We start from the raw sequence: 21,439 nt of genomic DNA on the forward strand, positions 1-21,439 counted from the left end.
TCAGAGCGTCATGTTACGGGCGCTCGTAAGCATTCCAGGCACCGGTGGTACGGCTCCAGCCGAGGAGGTAGACCATGCTGTCGGTCGTACCTGCGGCGAGGGTTTTCAGAGTGCTGTCGGTGTAAGCAGTTGCACCCTTGCCGAAATGGGCCGGATCTGTAGCGATGGCAGTCGTACCGGCCGACTGGTTGATGATATTGTCATCAAGGAAGTCGATCGTGTCATAGAGCAGGCGGCGAGCATACGAACGGGCGTGTACGTAAGCAGCCGGATCACGCTTCAGCAGGTTGATGTTGAAGCAGGCACCCATCAGCTTCTCGGCATTGGCGGCGGAGAGCGCATTAGCTCCGAGGGCTACCGGGCGGGTCCAGTTCTTCACTGCACCGTTGGAGGCATCCTGATCATAGAAATACGGGTAGACCGACTGGTCGTAGGTGATGTGATACTTGGACTGCAGCAAGCTGAGAGCCAGCGCCAGGGAATTCTGGAATCCAACGGCCTGCTCTTCGATGAAATTCTGAAGCCCGGCAACGTCGGCAGCCTCAGAAGCGTGGCACTGACCGCAAACGTTGGTCAACTGTGCCTGACCCATTTCCAGAGTGTGATCCTTGGCTGTTACGGGAGCCGGTCCGCCTGCTACCTGTACCTTGATGGTTCCGGCATAGTGGCAGGTGACGCAGGGACCATCGGAATCGAGGTTGCCAGCGACGAAGAAGGCTGGGTTATGAGAGTCGCCATTCATTTTAACTGTCCCAAGATTGCGATGGGTGCTGGTGAGCTTGCCGGCCACGGTGGCGCCGGTGATGTCCTTGGTAGTGTCGGCATCGGAGGTCATTGTCTGGCCGTAGGAAACGATGCCGGTACCGGTCGTGCCGGCGACCTGTGTCTGTGCCGGTACGAAGTTGGTGTAGCCGATCTTGGCGTAGGTCAGGCCGGCGGCTGCCATGTAGTGCGAGTTGACGAAGCTTACGTTGGTGAAGTTGTTGCCGGCGGCGGTCAGGTCGGTGATGGAGTTGCCGCTGGCCTGGCCGTCATGGCAGGTGATGCAGACGTTGGTTGCACCGACGTTCGGATAGACAGCAGGTGCGCCGTTGAATTTATAATCGGCAACGACTGCGCCGGGATTGCGCATGGCGCCAGTCTGGCTGTCACTGTGGCAGCCCCAGCAGTAAAGCAGTTCGTTCTGCGGCGAACCGGCGGTCGGGGTCCAACCGGAGAGGTGGGAGAAGTCGTTGTTGGCCGGGTTGTAGTTGGCCGGGTCGTTCATGTAGTTTGCTGCGCCGGTGGAGGTGTGGCACTTCTCGCAGGTGGCGCGGTTGCCGGTACCCTGAGTCTGATCCCAGTTGTAGTGCACCCAGGCGGCGCCGCTGGTTTCGTCAACGCCGGCAGCCTTGCGGGCAGTGATGGCAGCAGCACCGGAAAGGCCTGTTCCGGCGGTGTCCTTCTGTGTTGCAATTTTGCCGGCATGACCCGATGTGGCCCATTCATCCTGGATGTCCACATTGGCCTGGTGAAGGTTGTGGCAATCGGCGCAGGGGGTGTCGGACTTGGTACGAACGACATAGCCTTCGATGATGGCAGTGGTGGTCGGGTTGTCGTAATGGCTGTCTGAGATGGTACGTGCGTAATTTACGACGCTGCCGTCATGGTAGTTGCCTACCAGGGCGCCGGTGCTGTCGGTCAGCGTGTGGCAGGAGGTGCAGACGTCATATTGATCGACTTTGCCGTTTGCGTTGGGGTCCCAGGCAACTTTTGCGCCGGATACGTAGGTATTGACCGGGCGCAGGCCGTTGTGGGAGTCGTGGCAGACGATACAGCCGACGCCGGCTGCCGACACGGTCGGTTGAACCGGGTTCCAGACAGCCGTCTGATTGGCGACGAGTACTGGTTGGCTGCCGGTCCAGCCGGCAGCTGCGCCGGCAATTGCGCCGTCCGTGGCGTGGCAGCGCTGGCAGGTGCCGGTGGTGTGGCCTGAGGCGGTGCCGTGGGCGCCGGCGGTGTAGTCGGCCACCAGGTTGGGGTTGTTCTGGCTGTGGCAGCTGGTGCACTGGTTCAGATAGAAAGTCTTGCCGTCAAGAACCGTAACCGTGGCGGTAGCGGTTTGGGTCACACCGTTGGAGACTGCCGAAAGCTTGGCGGTGTAGGTACCGGCAGCATTGGCATACACGGTGGTGCTGGAAGCGTTGGGGGTGCCGAAGATCAGAGCGGTGCCGCTGTTGTTGCTCCAGGTATAGGCGATGGAACCCTGGTTGCTGGTGGCGGAGCCGACCAGGTTGACGGCATAGGCGGCGCCGGGGGCATTGAGCGTTACGTTGCTGCCTGCGGACACGTCAAAGACCGGAATCAGCGAGAAGGTAGCCGATACTGTCTTGTTTGCCTGCAGGTTGGTAAAAGAAACCAGTTTCGAACCGGGCGCGAATCCGAGCGGGTTGTCGGTCACGGTGCCGTCAGCCGGATCGAATGCGGAGATTTGATAGCCGGGATTGGGCAGGATCACGATCTGGCGGGCCGATCCCGCCGGGACGTTGGTCAGCGACTCGAAGGTATCCTCGCGGACTGCACCGCTGCCGGTGGCTGAGGTTGTGATGTTGACGGTCTTGGTGGCGAAATAGGCCACCATGTAGCGGGTGGATTTGGCGGCATCATAGGGGGCAACATACTTGCCGTTGCCGTTGGGCGCGGCCTGGAGTCCGTCCAGAGTGACGCGGGATATCGTATATCCCACCGCCGGGCTGACAGCATACTCGCCGCTGTCCTGTCCAGCCACATAGGTCTGGGTTCCGGAGGGGGTGATGGTGCCCTGGCCGGTGGTGGATGTCTTCGCGTTCACGGACCAGGCATTGGCAAAGGCCGGCAGCGCGAGCAGCGTAGTCATGACCATAAGGGATTTCTTAAACATTGGCACTCCTTTCACATATTTTGTTTAAATTGGTGTGACCCCGAGGGTGTCCGGAGCACGCTCCGAATCAGGCCGTGTCCGGAACCCCTGGAAATGCATGGTGACGATTAGGGGGTCTCGCTGCCTTTGGCATGGCAGGTCAGACAGAGCGAAGAACCGGCCTGGTCGGAGTAAACGAAATAGTTCAGACCACCCTGGGAGTTGGTGGCGTTGTCTTTGTTGTGGACGTCGTGGCAGGTTGCGCAGGTCATGGTTTCGCCATTGAGCAGCACGTCCTTGACCGTCAGGGTGGAGTTGTTGTTGTTGCTCTTGAAGGTGCGGCCCAGAGCGGGGAAGAGTCCGCCGCCGATGTCGGCAGCCTGGGCTTCGTTGTAGTTGAATCCGATCGGATGGTCATTGCTGAAGTCGGCACTGCCGCTGGTTGCCTTGCCGATGGCTGCACCATTCCAGCTGTCGCTCTGGAGACGTGCGTTGGTGTTGCCGCCGACGCTGCCATAGTGCTGGTCAGCAGCGACCACGCCGTCGTGGCAGCTCATGCAGAGACGGCTTGGTCCCTTGAGGGGATCTTCGATGTTGGCTTGGAGCGTGGGGGACTGATAGGGAATCCAGTTGTTTATGTACTGAGTGTACTGGTGGGACCAGAGCGGCTGTTGTTCGTTGTTGGTCGGGTCGGGCATGGCGTGGTGAGGCGTGTGGCAGAAGGCGCAGACGCGGCCCTGGGCATCCTTGGTGAGGCCGGTGATAGTATTCATGTCATGGGCCGAGCCGACAACACCTGTCCCGGGGGCGGTACCGGCAATTGCGGCTCCGGCGGCAAAAGAAGCGAGGAAGATTGCTGCGAGAATTTTGCTTTTCATGTTTGTCTTCTCCTTTGTATTGTTGTTTTGCTGCCTGAGTGACTGATACTTCCTGCCTGAAAACGTCCTGCCTCCTCCTTTCGTTTAATTTTAAAAAAATAATTAATTTTTATTAAAGCAATGGCCGTGCCATTTTTGAAGCAACGCTTTCGCAACCACTCATTCGCGCAGTCGATATCCTGCAATGAAGCCAGTGACTGATCCGATCGATGTTACGAATTGGGAACATGTCGGTGCTATCACGCCATGGTCCCCAGTGGCTGATCCCGGAGGCTACCATCCCATTCCCAGGGTCTTTCTGCGGATCCTGCGGGAGGTTATTGCCAGCGGAAGAAGGTTGTTGTGCTTTTCCAGCACCTCTTCCAGGGAAGAGCCGTCATTGATGATGATGTCGTCTATGCCGAGTGGCGTTTCGGCAAACATCCGCCCGTTCGTGCATTCATAGACAAGGACTTGGTATGTCTGGCCTTCGTGGTTCATGTGCCCTTTGTGCACCAGTTTCTTCTTGGCCATGGCCCCCTCCGAGCATGTGATGAGCCTGCCCGCAATCGAACAGGGCAGGAGATGTGCTTAAAGAGCACTAATGATGCCATCATGTTCGAGCCTGCTTTTGATGGGGGAGATGAGGGGCGTTACAGGCGAAGCAGCGTGGGGGGAAGCTGAAAAGTGGTTTCCGGTGTTACGAAATGGGAACAAAAACGGCGATAGGACGGTATCGATGAGAGGGGCAGACAACGTGAGCCGGAGGGGAGGAAGAACGCTCGATGTTACGTTTTGGGAACAACCCGGTGTTTAGACGGTGAGACCGGGGAGAGGCAGGCCGAGGTTAAGTTGAGCTATCTTCACATTTGAGGACACACCTTATATCCTAACGGACCAGGAGGGTGTGTCATGAGAATGAACCGAAAATACGATGCCGAGTTTAAAGCTGAAGCGGTGAAGCTGGTTTTGGAAGACAACCGCACCATTCGCGAAGTTGAAAGCAGTCTCGGGATCACGCATGGAGTCTTAAAAGGATGGATCCGGAAACACCGTGACCAGCAGGATCCGGCTATAGCCAGTCAAATATCTGCCGAAGCAGAGCTTAAGCAACTCCGCAAAGAGAACGAGCAACTCCGTCGGGAGCGTGAAATCCTAAAAAAAGCTGTGGCCATCTTCTCAACGGATCCGCATCGTTATTCGGGTTCATAACCGAGCACCGCTCCGAATTCGGAGTGAAGGAGATGTGCCGAGTTCTGGGAGTGACTCGGAGTTGGTACTACGCCCATGCGGCCGGCCGAGTAACGAATCGGCAGCGCGAAGACCAGGCGTTGTTGCCAACGATCAAATCAGCCTTCGAAGAGAGCGACAAAACATATGGCGCGAAACGGATTACCCATAACCTACGGCAGTTAGGGCGGCGCGTCGGTAAAAACCGCATCTGGCGCCTGATGCGAGAAAACGGCCTTAAAGTCAAGACGACGCGGAAGTTCAAGGTTACAACGAATTCAGATCACAAGCGTCCTGTAGCGGACAATCTGGTGAAGCGTCAATTCTCCGCTGACGCTCCCAATCGGCTCTGGACCGGCGACATAACGTACATTGAAACGGTCCAGGGCTGGCTGTACTTGGCAGTGGTCCTCGATGTATTCTCCCGCCGGATCGTGGGCTGGAGCATGAACAAACGCATGACGGATGATCTTGTTATAGCTGCCCTTACCAATGCGATAGTCAGGCGTCGGCCGTCACCAGGATTCATCTTTCACACGGATCGTGGTTCGCAATATTGCAGCAAACGGTTTCGTGCCGTGGTCGGGAAAGCAGCTGGCATCCAAAGCATGAGCGGAACCGGATGCTGCTATGACAATGCAATTACGGAGACCTTTTTCTCCACATTGAAGAGAGAACTGATTTACCACTGCTCCTTCACGACCCGGCAAGAAGCACAGAGCCGGATATTTCGTTACATCGAAGGTTTCTACAACCGCAAGAGGATTCACTCTGCGATTGGCTATCTCACTCCTGAACAGTTTGAGCAGCAGGAGCTAAAGATGGCAGCATAGAATTTTGAGTGTGTCCTCTATTGCGAAGACAGGTCAAGGTTGAGGATTTTTCCTTAGCCTCAACCTTAACATCAACCTGGTCCTAATAAGCCGGGTAGGGCTGGGGGCCGGTATGGCAGGCGCCGTTGACCAGACAGGTCCTGCTCGTCGCGTTGTAGGCGGTGCCGGCCACCAGATTGGCTCCGGCATAGATCTTGTCGAAATTGATCAGGTGGCCGGCATTGATGGAGTCGGCGCCGGTACTGGCGGGTATGCCGTGGGGATCGTGACAGTTGGAGCAGGAGGCTTTTTTGTTGTGCTGTTGCATATGGGAGCGGTGCAGGTTTGCCGATGAAGAGTTGTTCATGAGGTAGAATTCGTCATGACACCGGTAACAAAGGGGATAGGTGATGGCGAGGGAAGGGAAGGTATCGCTGTTCTGACCGCGCAGCATGTGCGGTTCGTTGGAGCCGTGCGGATCATGGCAGTCGTTGCAATAGATCCTGATCATCTTTGCCTGGTATTGGCTCAGCAGGCTGCGCCCGTTTCCCTTGCGGTCGACCGTAATGGGATGGAACGAGGGATTGGCGGGATTAAAGCGCTCGCTCTCGTCGTAGGAGCTGAAGAGGCGGGCCGGAAGCTGGGCGGAGAGGCTGGTGAAGTAATCGGAACTCGCCCCGGAATGACACCGGTAACAGATCTCGTACTCATAGCGCGCTACTGCCACTACTGCCGTGCCGGACATATCCACCCCCCGCACCCCGTACAGCGGGCCGTTGACATTCGGAGCAACGGACGCGGGGCCGAGTCGCGGAAAGGGATCGCCGAGCGGGAAGCCCTGCGATCCTGCCTGGTGTGGATTGTGGCAATCGACGCATTCCACATGTTTCCTGTTCAGATTGAGCGGCAACGTCTCATTGGGCTCATGGGTGCCGTAGTAAGCCTGGACCGGATGCCGGTAGAGGGACGAGTTGAATTTGCTCCAGATGTCGCCATAGGGGGCCTCGCGATGGCATGAGATATAGCAGTTGGTCTCCTCTCCGGCGCCCGCCACCGGCAACTTCAGCAGATACTCCGCTTTTTGCGCGTTGTGCGGAAGGTGGCAGCTGGTGCAGCCATCGGCCGCCACTTTGCCCGACACGCCGGCAAGTCCCCCGCCGGTGCGGTGGGCATTGTCCGGGTTGCTCCAGCCCTGCTTGTTGTGGCACTCGGTGCAGAGCGCATCATGCTGGACGCTCACGTCCCTGACCAGAAAGTTGCCGTACTGGTTGTTGTGCGGCTCGTGGCACGAGGTGCATTCCACGTATTGACCCTGCTCCAGTTTGATTCCCCTGGATTGCAGCGTCAGCGGATCGTTCAATTCCTGGTTGATGCCGTAGGAGTAGCCGAATGAAATGGGATGGTCGTCGGAAAGATCGGTTCCGAGGTTCGGGTTTTTCCGGGGATCGCTTTCCTGGGGCATGTCCCGGAAAGCCCGGAGCCCGGGATCGAGGACATAATCCCTGGCCAGGTGTCCGAGCGCAATTGTGCCGTCGTGGCAGCTCAGGCAGAGGCGCGAAGTTCCCATGGGCTGCTGGGGGTTGGCCTTGATCGTCGGCGATTTGTACGGCACGTAGACTGTCAGGGAGGAAACCTCGCGGCTCCACAACGGGGTGACGGAGGTGGCATGATGGGGGGTGTGGCAGAAAACGCAGATCCTGGTTTCCGTGGCGGATTTGATGTCGTGGGCCCCGCCGCCGCCGCTGGCGGAGAGGTTGTGCGGAGTTTGCGCGATGTCCCGGCTGAGGGGTTTTGCCAGCCCGGCGCCGGAGGAAAGCATGCCCATGATGACTGCCGCGAATACGAGAAGGGGTCTGCCGATATTCATGTGTTCACCGCCGTTCGTCAGATGGGCCGGTACCATCCGCCGTCTGCCTGTCTGCTGCATTGTCCTCTTGTCCGGGGGAAGCATCCCCGGCATCCAGGTACTTGAACACCTGTATCCTGCGGTTGTAGGAGTCTGCCACGAAGATGGTGTCGTTTCTGTCGATGTAGATGCCGGCCGGCATCCAGAACTGGCCGTTGGCAGTGCCGTTGCTGCCGAAGGTCAGCAGCAGGTCGCCCCGGTCGTTGAATATCTGGACCGCATCGAGCAGGGCATCGCAGACATAGATGTTGCCTTTGCTGTCCACCGCGACCCCCTTGGGCTTGGCAAAGCTGCCGCCGCTGTCGCCGGGGCTTCCGAAGCTCTTCAGGTAAGCGCCCTGAGGGGAAAAGATCGATATGCGGGAATTCAGCGAGTCGGTCACATACAGCAGGCCATGCTCGTCCACGAACAGGTCGGTCGGAAAGTTGAACTGACCCGGCCCGTCTCCGCGGCGGCCGATGCTGAAGCACTGTTTGCCGCGCACATCATAGGCCGCCACCTGATGCTCGGTGGTATTGCTGACATACAGCAGCTGGTTGACCCTGTTGTAGGCGATGCCGGTCGGCCGGCCGAAATCGTAGACAACGAAAGGCTCCAGCAGTTGTCTCCTCAGACTGTACCGGTAGATCGTTCCGGCTCCCGAGTCGGTGATATACAGATTCTCCGCATCATCCATGGCGATTCCTATCGGCGAGCGGAGTATTCCTTCACCGATAACAGAGTAGGCATTTTCCCTGCTGTCCATGACATGGAGCCGCGCCTGGCTGACATCCGCGATGAACAGGCGCTGCTGCTCGTCGGACAACACTCCGTACGGCTTGCCTATATGCGTATCCGGTTCCCCGGTGAAGAATTCAGCGAATCGTTTCCAGAAACCCTTGCGTATGGAGGCATCGTGATAGTCCCGGATGCTTCTCACCCAGGCAATGCGGGGTTTTACGGCAGGCCATTGCAGGTCCCGATCCGACAGGGGGGCTGCTGCAGGGGGGGCGGATGCGCAGGAGGCCAGCAAAAGCGGAATGAAGAGCAGTACGGCGCCGAAGCCTTTCCATGACCGAAAATGTACGCTCACCGATCTGTTGATTGACATGTGTGCTCCTTAAAAGGCCCGGATCAGATGAAGCCGGATGGACTGATCCGCTGTGGAGGTTCCCGGCAGTATTTTCCAATTCATCTGGGACACAAGCGACAGGGAGAGTTTGCCGTAACTCCAGCGCAGGTTGGCCCCCAGGCAGATATCGTCCCTGTCGACCGTATCCCCGCGAAGATTAATGTATTTTGTCGTCAATATCAATTGCGCGGTGCTGAAGAGCAGGGAACTGTACGTTCCCCCGGCAGAGAAGCTGGTGACTTTACTCTCCGGCAGCTGGACATCGCTGATGGGGGGCTTGGATACGGTATAGGAATCGGTCAGGTACAGTGCCAGAGAGCTGCGGTAAAAATTCTTGGTGTACCGTACGAAACCTAATATCGTCTGATGCCTGTCGATATCAGAATCTATGTTTTCGTATTCGCCGCCATACGAGAAGAAGTTGTACTTGCCCTCGAATCCCAGGAAATAGCGTATATCGTTGGTCAGGCGGACATTGTCGGCTCTCCCCGATATCAGGTTCTGATTGGAGGCGGACCAACTGCCGGTGAGGCTGTAGGTGTTTCTGAACAGCGTCAGGTTGAAGCCCACCCTCTGGCTGTTGGTGGAATACTTTATCTGCGGATTGGCCTGGTATGAGTAGGAGATGAAAAGGGCATTGCCCGGATTTATTTCCGATCCCGGGAGGATGACTATCAGGGTCGTAAGCCCTGATTGCCTGATGGCGTAATCCACATTCGGCACATACGGCAGCAGCCGGATTCGCGGGTCGGCGTTGGTGACAATGATCGTTTCGGGCAGCACCGCCATGTTGCGCAGGGGGATGTCGGTAAACAGGCTCGGAATCTGGGGGTCGGTAGCGGCGGTATGCGCTTCATTCAGTACCGCTACGGTACTGTTCAACAGGGATCGGTCAGTCACCTGATACTGTTCGATAAAATTGAGCCGGAGCTTCGAATCTGAGGGGAGATCCTTCTGGTAGAGCAGATCGATGGCGCCGATCACGTTTTGCTCGCTCCCCCCGATCAGCCTGTCCTTGCTGAACTCTCCGTTCAGCACCGTTGAAAGACTGTTAAAGAGTCGATGCTGGAGCCACAGCCTGCTATCCTGGTGATTCTCCGTTCCGACGGTGCCGTCGCGGTTTGTATAGAGGAAGCTGGCACCGCTCGTGAGGGCTTTTCCTAAAGGCCACAAGAACTGTTCGTCCAGTGTCACGGTTTTGAAATCCTGGTCCGGGGTAGCGACCTCTTCCCGCAACTCCACTCTGCTGGACAATACACGCCCCGGCACGGTTTCGGACAGACGAAGCTGATTGTGCAGGGTCATACTGGAGGTTCTGTTTTCGGATTCGATGCCGCCGTCTTTCGGCTTGGAGGTGACCCGCAGGATAGAAATCAGCATATCCGTATCTGAAACGGGCATCCTGTGGTTCAGACTCAAGGTTGCGGTGTCGCTCGTCTGTGCGCGGCCGCCGGTTCCCGTTTCGGAGGTTTCCGAGGTTGAACGGCTGTAATCGAACTTGACGGGCAAAATCCTGTTCTTCAGCATGAAGATGAAGCCGTTTCTGGCCACGTCGATATCAGTGGAACGACCGAATTCCCGTTGCGCATGGACCGTTTCATACTGGCTGAAAAAATGGAGCGGGTAGGGGGATCTTTCCAGCACCGCTCCGGTCAGGTTGTACTGAATGTCCGTTCCGGCTTTGAACTGGCTGGGGGTATTGGTGGCGGTAAAGAAGTCCTGATCCGTGCCGAGCCCGACGTTCAGCTTGCCGCGCAGGATGCGGGGGTCCAAAAGGGCATAGGCGGTGCTGAAATGGTATTCCTCCCTCAGGTAGTGCTGAGCGGTGGATAAGGAGTTTCTTGATTCGGCAGTCTGGCGATCGAAAGTATATAAAAGATCCACCCACTGCTCGAAATCCCCCAGCAGGAGCAGGGCACGACCGGCAGCCAGGGCTTCGCCAGCCGGAATCAGGAGGGCTGGGAGAAGCACCGACAGAAGGAGGGCAAGTCTGATCCGCATCACTTCACCGTTATTTCAGGAAGAACGGGGCATTGCCAAAATGCGGATCATGGCAATCGGTACACCCGATTCTCTGGGCGGCGAGTTTGTCATGCATGGCCGAAGCGGTGCGCTTTTCGCGGTGGCATGTCAAACAGATGGCATTTTTATCGGCCCTGAGCAGTGACGGGTAGTTGGAGCTGTGCGGCAGATGGCAGGCCGAACAGTCTCCGACCGCAACAGGACCATGGACATAGAGCCCCTTGACGAACCCGGTATGGCAGACCATGCACAACTCGGTACGGGAGGTGATCAGGCCGTTCTGATTTTTTTTGTCATGGCAGTCGTTGCACCTCTTCTCCAGGTACGGGGCATGTTGGGATTTCGAATCAACCACGGCGGACGGCACGCTCTTTTTTCCGGAAAGCTCATCCCTGACCTCTGCGACCCGTATCGCCGCATACTGCTCACAAATCTCTTCGGGGGGGGGCAGGCTTGGCACCCCGTCAAAAATAACCGATAGAGCCTTGTGCCTGCCGACGGCGTCACACCCCGCCGACGCAATGACAGCGAGCACGAGTAAAGATGCACCGAGCACTGTTTTTCTCATCTGCTCCCCTGGATCGTTTCCACCCGGGAAAACCCTGGATGTGAAACCGTTATTTCTTGGCCGTGTCCGCTGTGCCGGCCACCTTTGTCTCAGTGGTTCCCTCCCCGTTGGCCGCTGCCCCTTTCATCTGCCCCAGGCCGTAAATCGAGATTTTCTCGGCTCCATACTGATTGGTGACGAAAATAACCGCTTCCAGGATGAAGTCCGGTTCCGCCAACGTTTGATAATATTCAAGATTGTCCCGGCTCACCGAGACGCTGACCGGAAGGTTGAGCGAGCCGCGCACCAGGCCGGGATCGCCGAAAAAGATCAGGAGGCGCCCCTTTTCATTGAACACCTGCACGTTCTGGTTGCCCCCGTCCACTACGTAGATGCGATTCTCATGGTCGACCGCTATGCCTTTGGGACGGGAAAATTTCCCGATGATGTCGCCCATTTCGCCAAATGAAAGCAGGATGTGTCCATCAGGGTCGAACTTGATGACTTTGCCGCTGCCGGAATTGGTCGTATAAATGAAACCCTTGTCGTCCAGAGCAAAGTTGGTCGGCATCGCCAGCCCTTCGCTTTCTGACGTCCATTTGCCGAAGCTGTTCCTGAACTGCCCGCTTTTGCGGTCGAAGACCTTGATTTCGTTGTTTCCTTTCTGCAGATCGAGTACATAGACCGATTCGCCCTCAACGGCCACATCAGTGGGCTTCATGTCGACTTCCCTGCCAAAGGCCCGAATGTATTCCCCGGCCGGGTTGTACACGACGATCTCTCTCCTGGCCACATCCGCCACATACAGGTTTTCTTCCGCATCTACAGCGATGTTGGCGGGTTTTTTGAGCTTTCCGACGTTGTTATTGCCCTTCAGAAAATTGAAGCTCTTCTTGACCGGGTCGATGATGGCCACATTGCCCACCCCGATATCGCAGACGTAGATCTTGCCCTTGTGAGTCATGACGCCATAGGGCTTCATGATCGATTTCACTTCGTCGAGTTCTTCCTTGCCGGTCATGATCAGTGAAAAGGTGCTTTTCTTTCCCTCGATATCGCTCGACCTGGAAATACCCATCAGATGCTGGATCCTGGGCGGATTGGGGGCAGGTGGGAAGAACACGGGAGTGGGTTTGACGGCCTGTCCGCCGCAGCCTGCGAGAACCAGCGCCAGCAGTGATATCAGGAAGTTTTTGAGGTTTTTTTCGAACATCTGCGGGATGAAATTGAACATTCTGTTATCTCCCTTCGATTGAAATCCAGCGTGAGTCTGCGTACATTCCGGCTCAATGTTCCTGTTCCTCGGTGCCATAAGACTGAGGAGTGTTGCGGTCATAGGTGAAGGCACGGTGACAGCCAGGCGCACAGCTTCCCCCGGTCGGAGTTATCTGGAAGTTCAGGGGGATTTTCCAGTCGCCGAATTGGCTGCCCTCCTTGCTGATCAATTTTTCTCCGTTGCTGGCGTGGGCTTCGTGGCAGACCCGGCAGGTGCGACCTTTCCGTTTGATGGCCACATGCACGTAATGGAGATTGCGGTTGCCGTTTCTGAATTTGGTGTAGACGGTCGTATCGGCGAAGCGCAGCAGATTCTTCTCATGACAGTTCAAACAGGCGCCATAGATCCCATCCCGGTAGGGCGCGTACAAATCGGCCGGATAGCTTCCGCGCAGCAGGCGGAAATTCTGCGAGCCGTGCGGGTCGTGGCAGCCCCTGCATTCCCCCTCCCGCAGCGGGCCGTGCAGGAATTTTTTCCCCTCGATCTCCTTTTTTATGTTCCGCAGGGGAGGGGAGCCGAGTTTGTCGGTTCCATGGCAGTCCAGACATAATCCCTTCGCATCGGCCGGAAACAGCCCCTTGACCTTTCCGAAATGGGCTGAATGGCAGTTGCCGCACCCTTTTCCCTCCTGGACCGGTTTGTGCGGCGTTTTCAGGTCAGCCAGATGCTTCCCGATTTTCTGGTGGCATCCCACGCACAGGTCCGGCATCTTTTTCTTGAGGAACATGTTGTTGGGGGCTCCGTGCGGATTGTGGCAGGAGGTGCAGGCATCGTTTCGAACGGGTGCGTGCACGATGGGAGACTCCTGGATCAAGCGGGAAAAATCGACATGGCATCTCAGGCACAGCTCCCGGCTGGGCTGCGTGAGCAGCGCATTTTCGGCAGAGCTGTGCGGGTGATGGCATTCCGCGCATTGGCCCACAGCCACCGGACCATGCATGAACTGCTGCTTGAAGGGAGCACTGTCATGACAGCCGGTACAGGTGGCCGTGAGATTCTTGTTGTCGTCCAGAAGGTTGCGCCCTTCCGCCCCGTGCGGTCTGTGGCAGCCGGTGCATTCTCCGCTCTTGACCGGTGAATGCACGACCTTCTTGAGAACCAGAGGGGAATGGCATTGTTCGCAGAATGCTGCCCCTTTGGCGGTCAGTTCCCAGCTTTTGCCGCCGATCAGGGGATGGGCGGCGGAGCGCCTGACGTGGCAGGCAGTGCAGTTCTCCTCTCTGACCGGCTGATGCATGTGTTTCTTCCCGAAAAGGGCTTTATGGCACGAAAGCATGCAGTCATCGGCCAGGCTTGCTGAAGCGGCCGAAACGATCCAGAGGAAGACCGCCATCCTGAAGAGGGTGAGCAGTCCCCCCGGCCTCGGGGATGCGGAGGACCCCACACCTCCACCGGGCCTCCGTGAACGGCCGGCAGACCGGATTTGGGAAGTTTCCGCTGTGCGGAAGAGTTTCATGGTTGCACTCATATGATTCCTCTGATCCTGCCCGTGTAGTGCCCGCTTCATGGCAACGGCCGGTTGATCCGCTCCCAGAGCACCTTCCGTGAAAGCCCCAGTATCTTGGCGCTCAGGGATTTGCGCCCCCCTACGCTCCGCATGACCTTTTCTATGTATCGTTTTTCGAATTCGGCCACCGCAATCTTGAGAGGTTTGCCGACCGGGAACGATTCGAACAGGGCCCCGGCGATGCTGGCATCGTTCAGGGGTACGATCAGGTGCCGGCGGGAGATCTTTTCGCCCGGGTACATGACCGAGATCTGTTCGATGATGTTTTTCAGTTCGCGGATATTGCCGGGGTAGTTGTACTGGCAAAGGGCATCGAAGGCGTCCGGCGAAAGGCTCACCTGGCGGCGCTCGGTGCTGGGCTTGAACAGTTTGACGAAGTAGGCGATCAGCAGCGGTATGTCTTCACGCCGTTCACGCAAGGGGGGAATGGTGATGGGCACCACGTTGAGCCGGTAAAAGAGATCGGAGCGGAACTCTCTGGCTTCCACCATCTGGTGCAGGTCCCGATTCGTGGCTACCACCAGGCGGAAATCGACCCTGCGCGGCTGGTTGCCGCCGACCCGGTAGATGGTGCGCTCATCCAGGGCGCGCAGAAGCTTGGCCTGAACAGCCAGTGGCAGTTCTCCCACTTCGTCCAGGAACAGTGTCCCTTTGTCCGCCATTTCGATATACCCTTTGCGGGTCTGGTGGGCATCGGTATACGCTCCACGCTCGGCCCCGAACAATTCGCTTTCCAGGAGTGATTCCGGGATGGCGGCGCAGTTGACCTTGACGCAGTCCTTGTCGCGCCGTGCACTGTGGGCATGGATGAAGTCGGTCAGGAGCTCCTTGCCGGTACCGCTTTCGCCGGTAATCATTACCGTTGCATCCGTGCCGGCCACAATGCCCGCTTTCTTCAAAATTTCCTGCATGGCTTTGCTGCGAGCGACCAGGGGCCTCTCTGCCGAAGCGCCGGCATCGGTTGCGCTCACATCGGCCTCGAACTGCTTCAGGTTGAGCACCCGCTGCAGTTTGACGAGCAGCGACTCCAGAGAGAACGGCTTGGTCAGGAAATCGAACGCCCCGATCTTCATGGCCTCCACGGCATTCTCGATGGTCCCGAAACCGGTCATGACCAGTGCCTTGCATTCGGGATTTTTGGTCAGCATCTCCTTGAGTATGTCCAGGCCGCCGGCATCCGGCAGATGCAGGTCCTCCAGCAGTATGTCGAAGCGCTCCTCGTGGATCGCTTCGACGGCTGCGCTGCCGTTTTCGGCATACCGCACGCCGAAGCCTGCATTCTCAAGCGCCCTTTTGAGCGGCGTGGCGAACAAGGGCTCGTCATCGACGATGAGGATCTTAACTGATTGCATGCTGTTTCTCCCCGTCAAGAGGAATGATCACCGTAAAGGTAGTCTCGCCCGGCCTGCTTTCGAGCAGGATGGCGCCGCAGTGCATGTCCACGATGTTTCTGCTGATGGCCAGGCCGATGCCGTTTCCTTTTCGGTTCGATTTGAGGGTGTAGAAGAGTTCGAAAATCTTTTCCTGCAACTCCGGAGGGATCCCCATGCCGTGGTCTTTGATGGCCAGACAGTAAGCGCCCTCTTCCGTATATGCCGATACCTCCACGCTCTCTCCCGGCGGGGATGCCTCGGCCGCATTCATCAGAAGGTTGAGAGCCACCTGCGTCAGTTTCCACTTGTCGATCGTCAGTTGCAGCGGAGGGCTGCAGCGGTCGTTGATCGAAAAGACAACCCCCTTTTTTTTGAGGGCCATCTCGGACATTGCAGTGATTTCCCGGAAGAAGGCATCGCTCTGGACAGGCTCCAGTATCAATTGGCCTGCCCGGTTGAAGTCCAGCAATTGCTGGACAATGTTTTCGATCTGCCTGCAGGCCTGCGTGAGTATGTCGATGTCGGGCGAGGTCTCACCGGTTGCCGTCTGCTTCAGGTTGAAAATACAGTTATTCATTGCCGCCAGCGGATTGTTGACCTCGTGGGCCACTCCGGCGGCCAGCTTGCCGACGATGGCCAGTTTCTCGCTCTGGACCAGCGAGTTGACGGCCCGCTGCCGTTCGGACTCGCTCTGTTTCAATTTGTCGAGCATCAGACGGAAGCTTTTCTGAAGGGTACCGATCTCGTCTCTACGATTGACTTTGAGAGGAGAGGTGAGGTTGACCGGGTCCACAGCCGCCATTGCTCCGGCCAATTCCTTCAGAGGCCGGGTCAGGCTGAGCCCGACCACAAAGAAGACCCCCATCTGGATCAGGCAGATGATGAAGGTCAGGGTGAGGATGACCCCCTTCAATTCGGCCAGCTGCTTATGGAGAGGACGCAGGGGGAAGCTGACCCTGAAAACCCCCCACTTCTTGCCGTGTACGTTCAGCGGCATGGCAATGTCCAGCAGGCCGGTATCATCCCAGCGGTCTCCGACTATCCGCTGTTTGAAATCCCCCTGTTTCAGGGCTTCCGCTGCGAAGGCATCGCCGTTTCTCCTGCCATATTCATCGAGTTTGTCGCTGACCACGACCGTTCCGGAAGGGTCGGTGATGTAGGCATACAGGGCTGGCAATTCGCTGTTGTGGACCAGCTCGTCTACGATGTTTTCCAGGGTTTCGCGGCCGATCAGATTTTCCAGTTCCACTTCGAGAATTGCATCGATTACCGGGTCCTTGTACGAGGTGACGATCAGCCTGGCCTTGCTTTCGAGCTTTTCGAAAAGCAGGTGGCTGGCCATGTGCTGGAACCAGCTGCCCCAGACCACCGCAGAGGTGATTACGATGATGGCAGCCACCATCATGAATTTGCCTTTGACTCCCAGCAAATCAGCTACCTGCTTTCGGATGGCAACGTTGTCCGCATCCTGCCGGAATGGATCGGTACATCCTGATGACCTGCTGGTAATCGGAGGTTCTGGCATTGGTAAAGCCGTACCTCAGACCAGGGTCCCACTGTTTCATCGTTTCTTCATGCCGGGGATTGTTGCGATCGAGGTTCAGCAATGCCGATGAGACCGTTCGGACCAGTTCCCGGGAAGCATCTTTGCGGACCAGGATGGGAAGGGAAGGGAGAGGATGGGAACTTGCCAGGATGCGCAGTCCGAGATGCGCGTATTTTTCAGCGACCCCCTCGGCCAGAGCGCCGGCGTCACAGGTCCCCGACAAAACTGCCTTGACCACTTCCGACTGATTGCCGATGTTCTTGACGGACTCGATTTCGGAGAGGTCAATGCCGTTTTTCCACAGGAGATAATGCGGCAGCAGGTTTCTGGTTGTTGAGTGGTGCGGGCCAAAGGCCACACGTTTGCCGCGCAGATCGCCCAAGGTGCGGATGGGAGACCGGCTGGACACCACGATGGTACTCCGTATCACTGGGGCACCTTCTGCATTGAGAGGTTTCAGGATGGGCAGTGCCTTGAATTTCTCGCTGGCCTCCATAAAGGAGATATCATCCAGCAGGGCAATCTGAGCTTTTCCTCTGCCAAAGGCATGCAGCGCTTCCCTGTTGCTGCGGCAGAGGATCAGGTCGAACTGGTAAGGGGTATGTTCTGTCAGGTAATCCATTAATGGTTGGTAGCGCTTGTACATGAGCAGGGGACTGTAAATCATGCTCACACAGAACCCGATCCGGGGTTTTTCCGTCGACTGACCGGCCCGTGGGCTGGGAACGAATGACAGAACCAGAATGAGAATCATCACTGTCAGCTTCTGTGGTGCCACGTGAATGCTCCCTGTACCGTTCTTTATCCCTCTCTACGATGAGATGGATCGAAAACGTAACGCCAAATGACCGGTTACCCCGTTTTTTGAACATGCGTCGGCAGCGCCATTGATTGCCGTTGATGAATGGCGCTTGTTTCCGGATACAATGGATGATGGTGAGAGCCTGCGGCAGACCGGGAATCCAATTTTGGAATACCGTCATTCGCCGGTCCGCTGCATTAGAAATACCTACGAGAAAAAGTGTACTACAGAAGTTGCTGTTGTCTAATTTTGTGAAATGTATGGTGGGAAAAAATGGAGAAGTAGAGTGAGGTTCTGTCTGAAAGGCTGCTTTCGGGAGGTGTCTAAACGGCGCGCTTGACTCTGAAAACCGCCTGAAAGGAGGCGGCTTTGACACCATCTTCGGTTATGATGTCGACCTTTCCGCTGATGTCCCTGTCTTTTCTTTCCAGAACGCGGGCGTGGGCCGAAACGGTACCCCATTGCACCGGCGAATGAAAGGTGAGTTTCATCTCGATGGTGGCGAAGTGGGTTCCTTCGGGCAGCAGGGTTTTGATGGCGATTGCCAGTGCCGTATCGGCCAGCGAAGTGACGGCGCCGCCGTGCATCAGGCCGGCCCCCTGGCAGTGGAGGACACGAAACGGCATGATGAGCAGGGCTCGACCATCACAGGCCTCCCTGATTTCCATGCCGAGGTATTCCTCGAACGGGGCCAGTGCAATCCAGGCGGGGAGAGAGAAGGGCAGGCGGCTGTTTTGGGTCATATGCTGCTGGAGCGGGATAGTAGACATGTGATGCTCTCCGTCATCGGTTTCTGTCGAGAAGGTGCTGAAGTGGGCCGGTGAGATGACCAAATGGAAAAAGGGCATCCGCTGTGAAGCAGATGCCCTTTTTCATGATGGCGGGGTTGACGGGGCTCGAACCCGCGACTTCCAGCGTGACAGGCTGGCACTCTAACCGACTGAGCTACAACCCCTTATTCAGAGTTTACCTCTGATTTCGGAAAAAACAGGGAAAGAGTTTTTCTTTCCCTGTGGTGTATGGTGGGCGAAACAGGGATCGAACCTGTGACATCCAGCTTGTAAGGCTGGCGCTCTCCCAGCTGAGCTATTCGCCCTTAAATTTATGGCGGGGTTGACGGGGCTCGAACCCGCGACTTCCAGCGTGACAGGCTGGCACTCTAACCGACTGAGCTACAACCCCGCAATCACAAAATTAACGTTTTACTACTTTTTGCTATTTACAGCTTCCTTCAGAGTTTTGCCCGGCTTGAACTTGGGTACAGTGGCAGCAGGGATGCTGATTTTTTTGCCGGTCTGCGGATTCTGACCTTTCCTGGCAGCACGCTTGGCGGTGGTGAAGGTGCCGAAGCCAACCAGGCTCAATTTGTCGCCTTTTTTGAGAGCTGCAGTTACAGAGGAGATAAAGGCACTAACTGCTTTTTCAGCTTCAACCTTTTTCAGCCCAGACTGCTCTGCTACTGCGCTAATCAGTTCAGCTTTTGTCACAATACACCTCCTGAAGCTTTAGTGTGATAACAAGGCGACACACTGTTTATCAAATTCACGCAGAAGGTGTCAAGAAAAAATATCTCGCAAACGTACAGTCTATGGGCAGTTGAAGGTTTTTTTGCTAGATTGCCAAGTATTACAACAGGAGATGCACAAGTTTTACTTTACTATCATACTGTTTTTACTGAACTTGTTCTTTTGGGTCGATCAGGCCGCATCACTTACTTGTTGCTCGTAGACAACAATTGGTTTTTCCTTGTGATAGATCACATCTTCGCTGATTACAACTTCTTTGACATTCGGCTGTGATGGCACTTCGTACATAATGTCGAGCATCGAGTTTTCGAGGATCGAACGGAGGCCGCGGGCGCCGGTGTTGCGTTTGAGAGCCTCTTTGGCAATGGCGATCAGTGAGCCGTCTGTAAAGCGCAGACGCACGTTTTCGAGGTCGAACAGTTTCTGGTACTGTTTTACCAGAGAGTTCTTCGGTTCCTTCAAGATCTGCACCATGGCATCTTCATCCAGTTCGGTCAGCGTGGCGAGCATGGGCAATCTGCCGACGAACTCGGGAATGTAGCCGTATTTCAGCAGATCGTCAGGCGTCACGTTATTGAGTAGTTCGCCGAGCTTCTTTTCCGAGCGTTTCTTGACGTCAGCGCCGAATCCGAGGCTCTTCATACCGATTCGCTGCTGGATCACGTTGTCCAGTCCAGCGAAAGCCCCCCCGCAGATAAAGAGGATATTGGTGGTATCCACCTTCATGAATTCCTGCTGGGGATGTTTCCGTCCCCCTTTGGGAGGGATGCTGGCAATGGTACCCTCGATGATTTTGAGCAGCGCCTGCTGAACCCCCTCGCCGGAAACGTCGCGGGTGAGGGAAGGGGACTCGCTTTTGCGGGCGATCTTGTCGATCTCGTCGATGTAGATGATGCCCTTCTGGGCGCGTTCCACATCGTAGTCGGCAGCCTGCAGGAGGCTCAGAATGATATTTTCGACATCCTCGCCGACGTATCCGGCTTCCGTCAGGTTGGTCGCGTCCGCCATGGCAAAGGGAACCTTGAGGATACGTGCCAGTGTTTGTGCCAGCAATGTCTTGCCGGAGCCGGTCGGTCCCAGCAGCAGAATATTGCTCTTCTGCATCTCGACGTCGCCCGGCTTCGAAGCGGACTCGATACGTTTGTAGTGATTATAGACCGCGACCGAAAGAACCTTCTTGGCCCTGTCCTGGCCGATAACATACTCGTCCAGCACACTTTTGATCTCCCGGGGTTTCGGGAGCTTTTTCATGTCCGGCCCGAGGGTCTCCTCCATCTTCATCTCTTCCGCAATGATGTCATTGCAGAGCTCGATGCATTCATCGCAGATATAGACCGCCGGTCCGGCGATGAGTTTCTTGACCTCTTCCTGGCTCTTGCCACAGAAGGAGCAGGTCAGATTTTCCTGGGTAGTGTCTCGTCGACTCATGGTGTACCTCCGGCTCCAGGCTTCCTGGTCACGATGGTATCGATCAATCCGTACTCCTTGGCTTCGCTGGCGGAGAGGAAGTAATCGCGCTCCGTGTCTGCCGCGACCTTCTCAACGGCCTGACCGGTCAGCGAGGCCAGAATCGAATTCAGCTCGTCCTTCATGCGGAGAATTTCTTTGGCATGGATGTGAATGTCGGTAGCCTGTCCTTGAAATCCACCCAGCGGCTGATGAATCATGATTCTGGAATGATCGAGGCTGAAGCGCTTGCCTTTTTCTCCGGCTGCCAGCAAAAAGGCCCCCATGGAAGCGGCCTGGCCAACACAGATCGTGGATACCGGCGCCTTGATGTATCGCATGGTATCAAAAATGGCCATCCCGGAGGTAACCACTCCACCGGGGGAGTTGATGTACAGGTGAATATCCTTGTCGGGATCTTCGGCCTCAAGAAACAGCAACTGGGCGATGACAAGGTTGGCAACCTGGTCGTCGATGCCGCCACCCAGGAATATGATGCGTTCCTTGAGCAGGCGCGAATAGATATCGTACGCCCGTTCACCGCGACCGCTCTGCTCGACTACCATCGGGATATACATGATGCCCTTTCCTCTAACTACT

18 protein-coding genes and 3 tRNA genes are annotated in these 21,439 nt (G+C 56.5%); 2 read left to right on the forward strand and 19 right to left on the reverse strand.

Features of this window, described 5'->3' with window-relative positions; translation table 11 throughout:
* Window positions 1–13: 13 nt before the first annotated feature.
* The 3 genes from GSVR_RS07865 to GSVR_RS07875 all read right to left on the reverse strand — a co-directional run bounded on the left by GSVR_RS07865 (window position 14) and on the right by GSVR_RS07875 (window position 4,269).
* The gene (locus GSVR_RS07865; protein ID WP_173197455.1) at window positions 14–2,899 is read right to left on the reverse strand and encodes a hypothetical protein; all 2,886 of its coding nucleotides are present in this window, start codon (window positions 2,897–2,899) and stop codon (window positions 14–16) included.
* 107 nt (window positions 2,900–3,006) lie between these two features.
* On the reverse strand, window positions 3,007–3,756 hold the full coding sequence (locus tag GSVR_RS07870) for a cytochrome c3 family protein (RefSeq protein ID WP_173197457.1): 750 nt from the start codon (window positions 3,754–3,756) through the stop codon (window positions 3,007–3,009).
* 273 nt (window positions 3,757–4,029) lie between these two features.
* Window positions 4,030–4,269 (reverse strand): hypothetical protein, encoded by a 240-nt coding sequence (locus GSVR_RS07875; protein WP_173197459.1) that lies wholly within the window; start codon window positions 4,267–4,269, stop codon window positions 4,030–4,032.
* Window positions 4,270–4,647: 378 nt separating this feature from the next.
* Here GSVR_RS07875 and GSVR_RS07880 point away from each other — a divergent pair, with 378 nt between their 5' ends.
* Window positions 4,648–4,947 carry a transposase gene (locus GSVR_RS07880; RefSeq protein ID WP_173202482.1) on the forward strand — a complete coding sequence of 100 codons (300 nt, stop codon included), beginning with the start codon at window positions 4,648–4,650 and terminating at the stop codon, window positions 4,945–4,947.
* The gene (locus GSVR_RS07885; protein WP_203978876.1) at window positions 4,944–5,798 is read left to right on the forward strand and encodes an IS3 family transposase; all 855 of its coding nucleotides are present in this window, start codon (window positions 4,944–4,946) and stop codon (window positions 5,796–5,798) included. The genes GSVR_RS07880 and GSVR_RS07885 overlap by 4 nt, the downstream gene beginning before the upstream one ends.
* An 82-nt stretch (window positions 5,799–5,880) precedes the next feature.
* Here the strand turns inward: GSVR_RS07885 and GSVR_RS07890 are convergent, their stop codons facing one another.
* The 16 genes from GSVR_RS07890 to clpP form a co-directional block, all read right to left on the reverse strand.
* Window positions 5,881–7,644: a cytochrome c3 family protein gene (locus GSVR_RS07890; RefSeq protein ID WP_173199285.1), complete on the reverse strand. Its 1,764-nt coding sequence runs from the start codon at window positions 7,642–7,644 to the stop codon at window positions 5,881–5,883.
* Window positions 7,645–7,648: 4 nt separating this feature from the next.
* Window positions 7,649–8,773 (reverse strand): 6-bladed beta-propeller, encoded by a 1,125-nt coding sequence (locus GSVR_RS07895; RefSeq protein WP_173199283.1) that lies wholly within the window; start codon window positions 8,771–8,773, stop codon window positions 7,649–7,651.
* A gap of 9 nt (window positions 8,774–8,782) precedes the next feature.
* On the reverse strand, window positions 8,783–10,795 hold the full coding sequence (locus GSVR_RS07900; protein WP_173199281.1) for a hypothetical protein: 2,013 nt from the start codon (window positions 10,793–10,795) through the stop codon (window positions 8,783–8,785).
* Between the two features lie 10 nt (window positions 10,796–10,805).
* Window positions 10,806–11,384 carry a cytochrome c3 family protein gene (locus GSVR_RS07905; RefSeq protein ID WP_173199279.1) on the reverse strand — a complete coding sequence of 193 codons (579 nt, stop codon included), beginning with the start codon at window positions 11,382–11,384 and terminating at the stop codon, window positions 10,806–10,808.
* A 49-nt stretch (window positions 11,385–11,433) separates the two neighbouring features.
* A complete protein-coding gene (locus tag GSVR_RS07910; RefSeq protein WP_173199277.1) occupies window positions 11,434–12,597 on the reverse strand; it encodes a hypothetical protein in 1,164 nt (387 codons plus the stop codon).
* Window positions 12,598–12,649: 52 nt separating this feature from the next.
* Entirely contained in the window at window positions 12,650–13,876 is a 1,227-nt protein-coding gene (locus GSVR_RS07915; protein WP_239077486.1) for a cytochrome c3 family protein, read from the reverse strand.
* Window positions 13,877–14,142: 266 nt separating this feature from the next.
* Entirely contained in the window at window positions 14,143–15,498 is a 1,356-nt protein-coding gene (locus GSVR_RS07920; RefSeq protein WP_173199275.1) for a sigma-54 dependent transcriptional regulator, read from the reverse strand.
* Window positions 15,485–16,948 (reverse strand): ATP-binding protein, encoded by a 1,464-nt coding sequence (locus tag GSVR_RS07925; RefSeq protein WP_173199274.1) that lies wholly within the window; start codon window positions 16,946–16,948, stop codon window positions 15,485–15,487. Before GSVR_RS07925 ends, GSVR_RS07920 begins: the two co-directional genes overlap by 14 nt.
* A gap of 1 nt (window position 16,949) precedes the next feature.
* Window positions 16,950–17,843: a PhnD/SsuA/transferrin family substrate-binding protein gene (locus GSVR_RS07930; protein WP_173199272.1), complete on the reverse strand. Its 894-nt coding sequence runs from the start codon at window positions 17,841–17,843 to the stop codon at window positions 16,950–16,952.
* Between the two features lie 347 nt (window positions 17,844–18,190).
* Complete coding sequence (locus GSVR_RS07935) at window positions 18,191–18,637, reverse strand: PaaI family thioesterase (RefSeq protein WP_173199270.1); 447 nt, start codon at window positions 18,635–18,637, stop codon at window positions 18,191–18,193.
* Window positions 18,638–18,745: 108 nt separating this feature from the next.
* Window positions 18,746–18,822, reverse strand: a tRNA-Asp gene (locus GSVR_RS07940).
* Window positions 18,823–18,887: 65 nt separating this feature from the next.
* Window positions 18,888–18,963, reverse strand: a tRNA-Val gene (locus GSVR_RS07945).
* A 9-nt stretch (window positions 18,964–18,972) separates the two neighbouring features.
* Window positions 18,973–19,049 (reverse strand) — tRNA-Asp (locus GSVR_RS07950).
* Between the two features lie 23 nt (window positions 19,050–19,072).
* Window positions 19,073–19,354: an HU family DNA-binding protein gene (locus GSVR_RS07955; RefSeq protein WP_173199268.1), complete on the reverse strand. Its 282-nt coding sequence runs from the start codon at window positions 19,352–19,354 to the stop codon at window positions 19,073–19,075.
* Window positions 19,355–19,564: 210 nt separating this feature from the next.
* A complete protein-coding gene (gene clpX / locus GSVR_RS07960) occupies window positions 19,565–20,821 on the reverse strand; it encodes an ATP-dependent Clp protease ATP-binding subunit ClpX (protein WP_173199266.1) in 1,257 nt (418 codons plus the stop codon).
* Window positions 20,818–21,417, reverse strand: coding sequence for an ATP-dependent Clp endopeptidase proteolytic subunit ClpP (gene clpP / locus GSVR_RS07965; protein WP_173199264.1), 600 nt, complete (start codon window positions 21,415–21,417; stop codon window positions 20,818–20,820). Before clpP ends, clpX begins: the two co-directional genes overlap by 4 nt.
* Window positions 21,418–21,439: the final 22 nt, after the last annotated feature.

The sequence above is a fragment of the Geobacter sp. SVR genome, assembly GCF_016865365.1.
Classification (GTDB): Bacteria; Desulfobacterota; Desulfuromonadia; order Geobacterales; family Pseudopelobacteraceae; genus Pelotalea.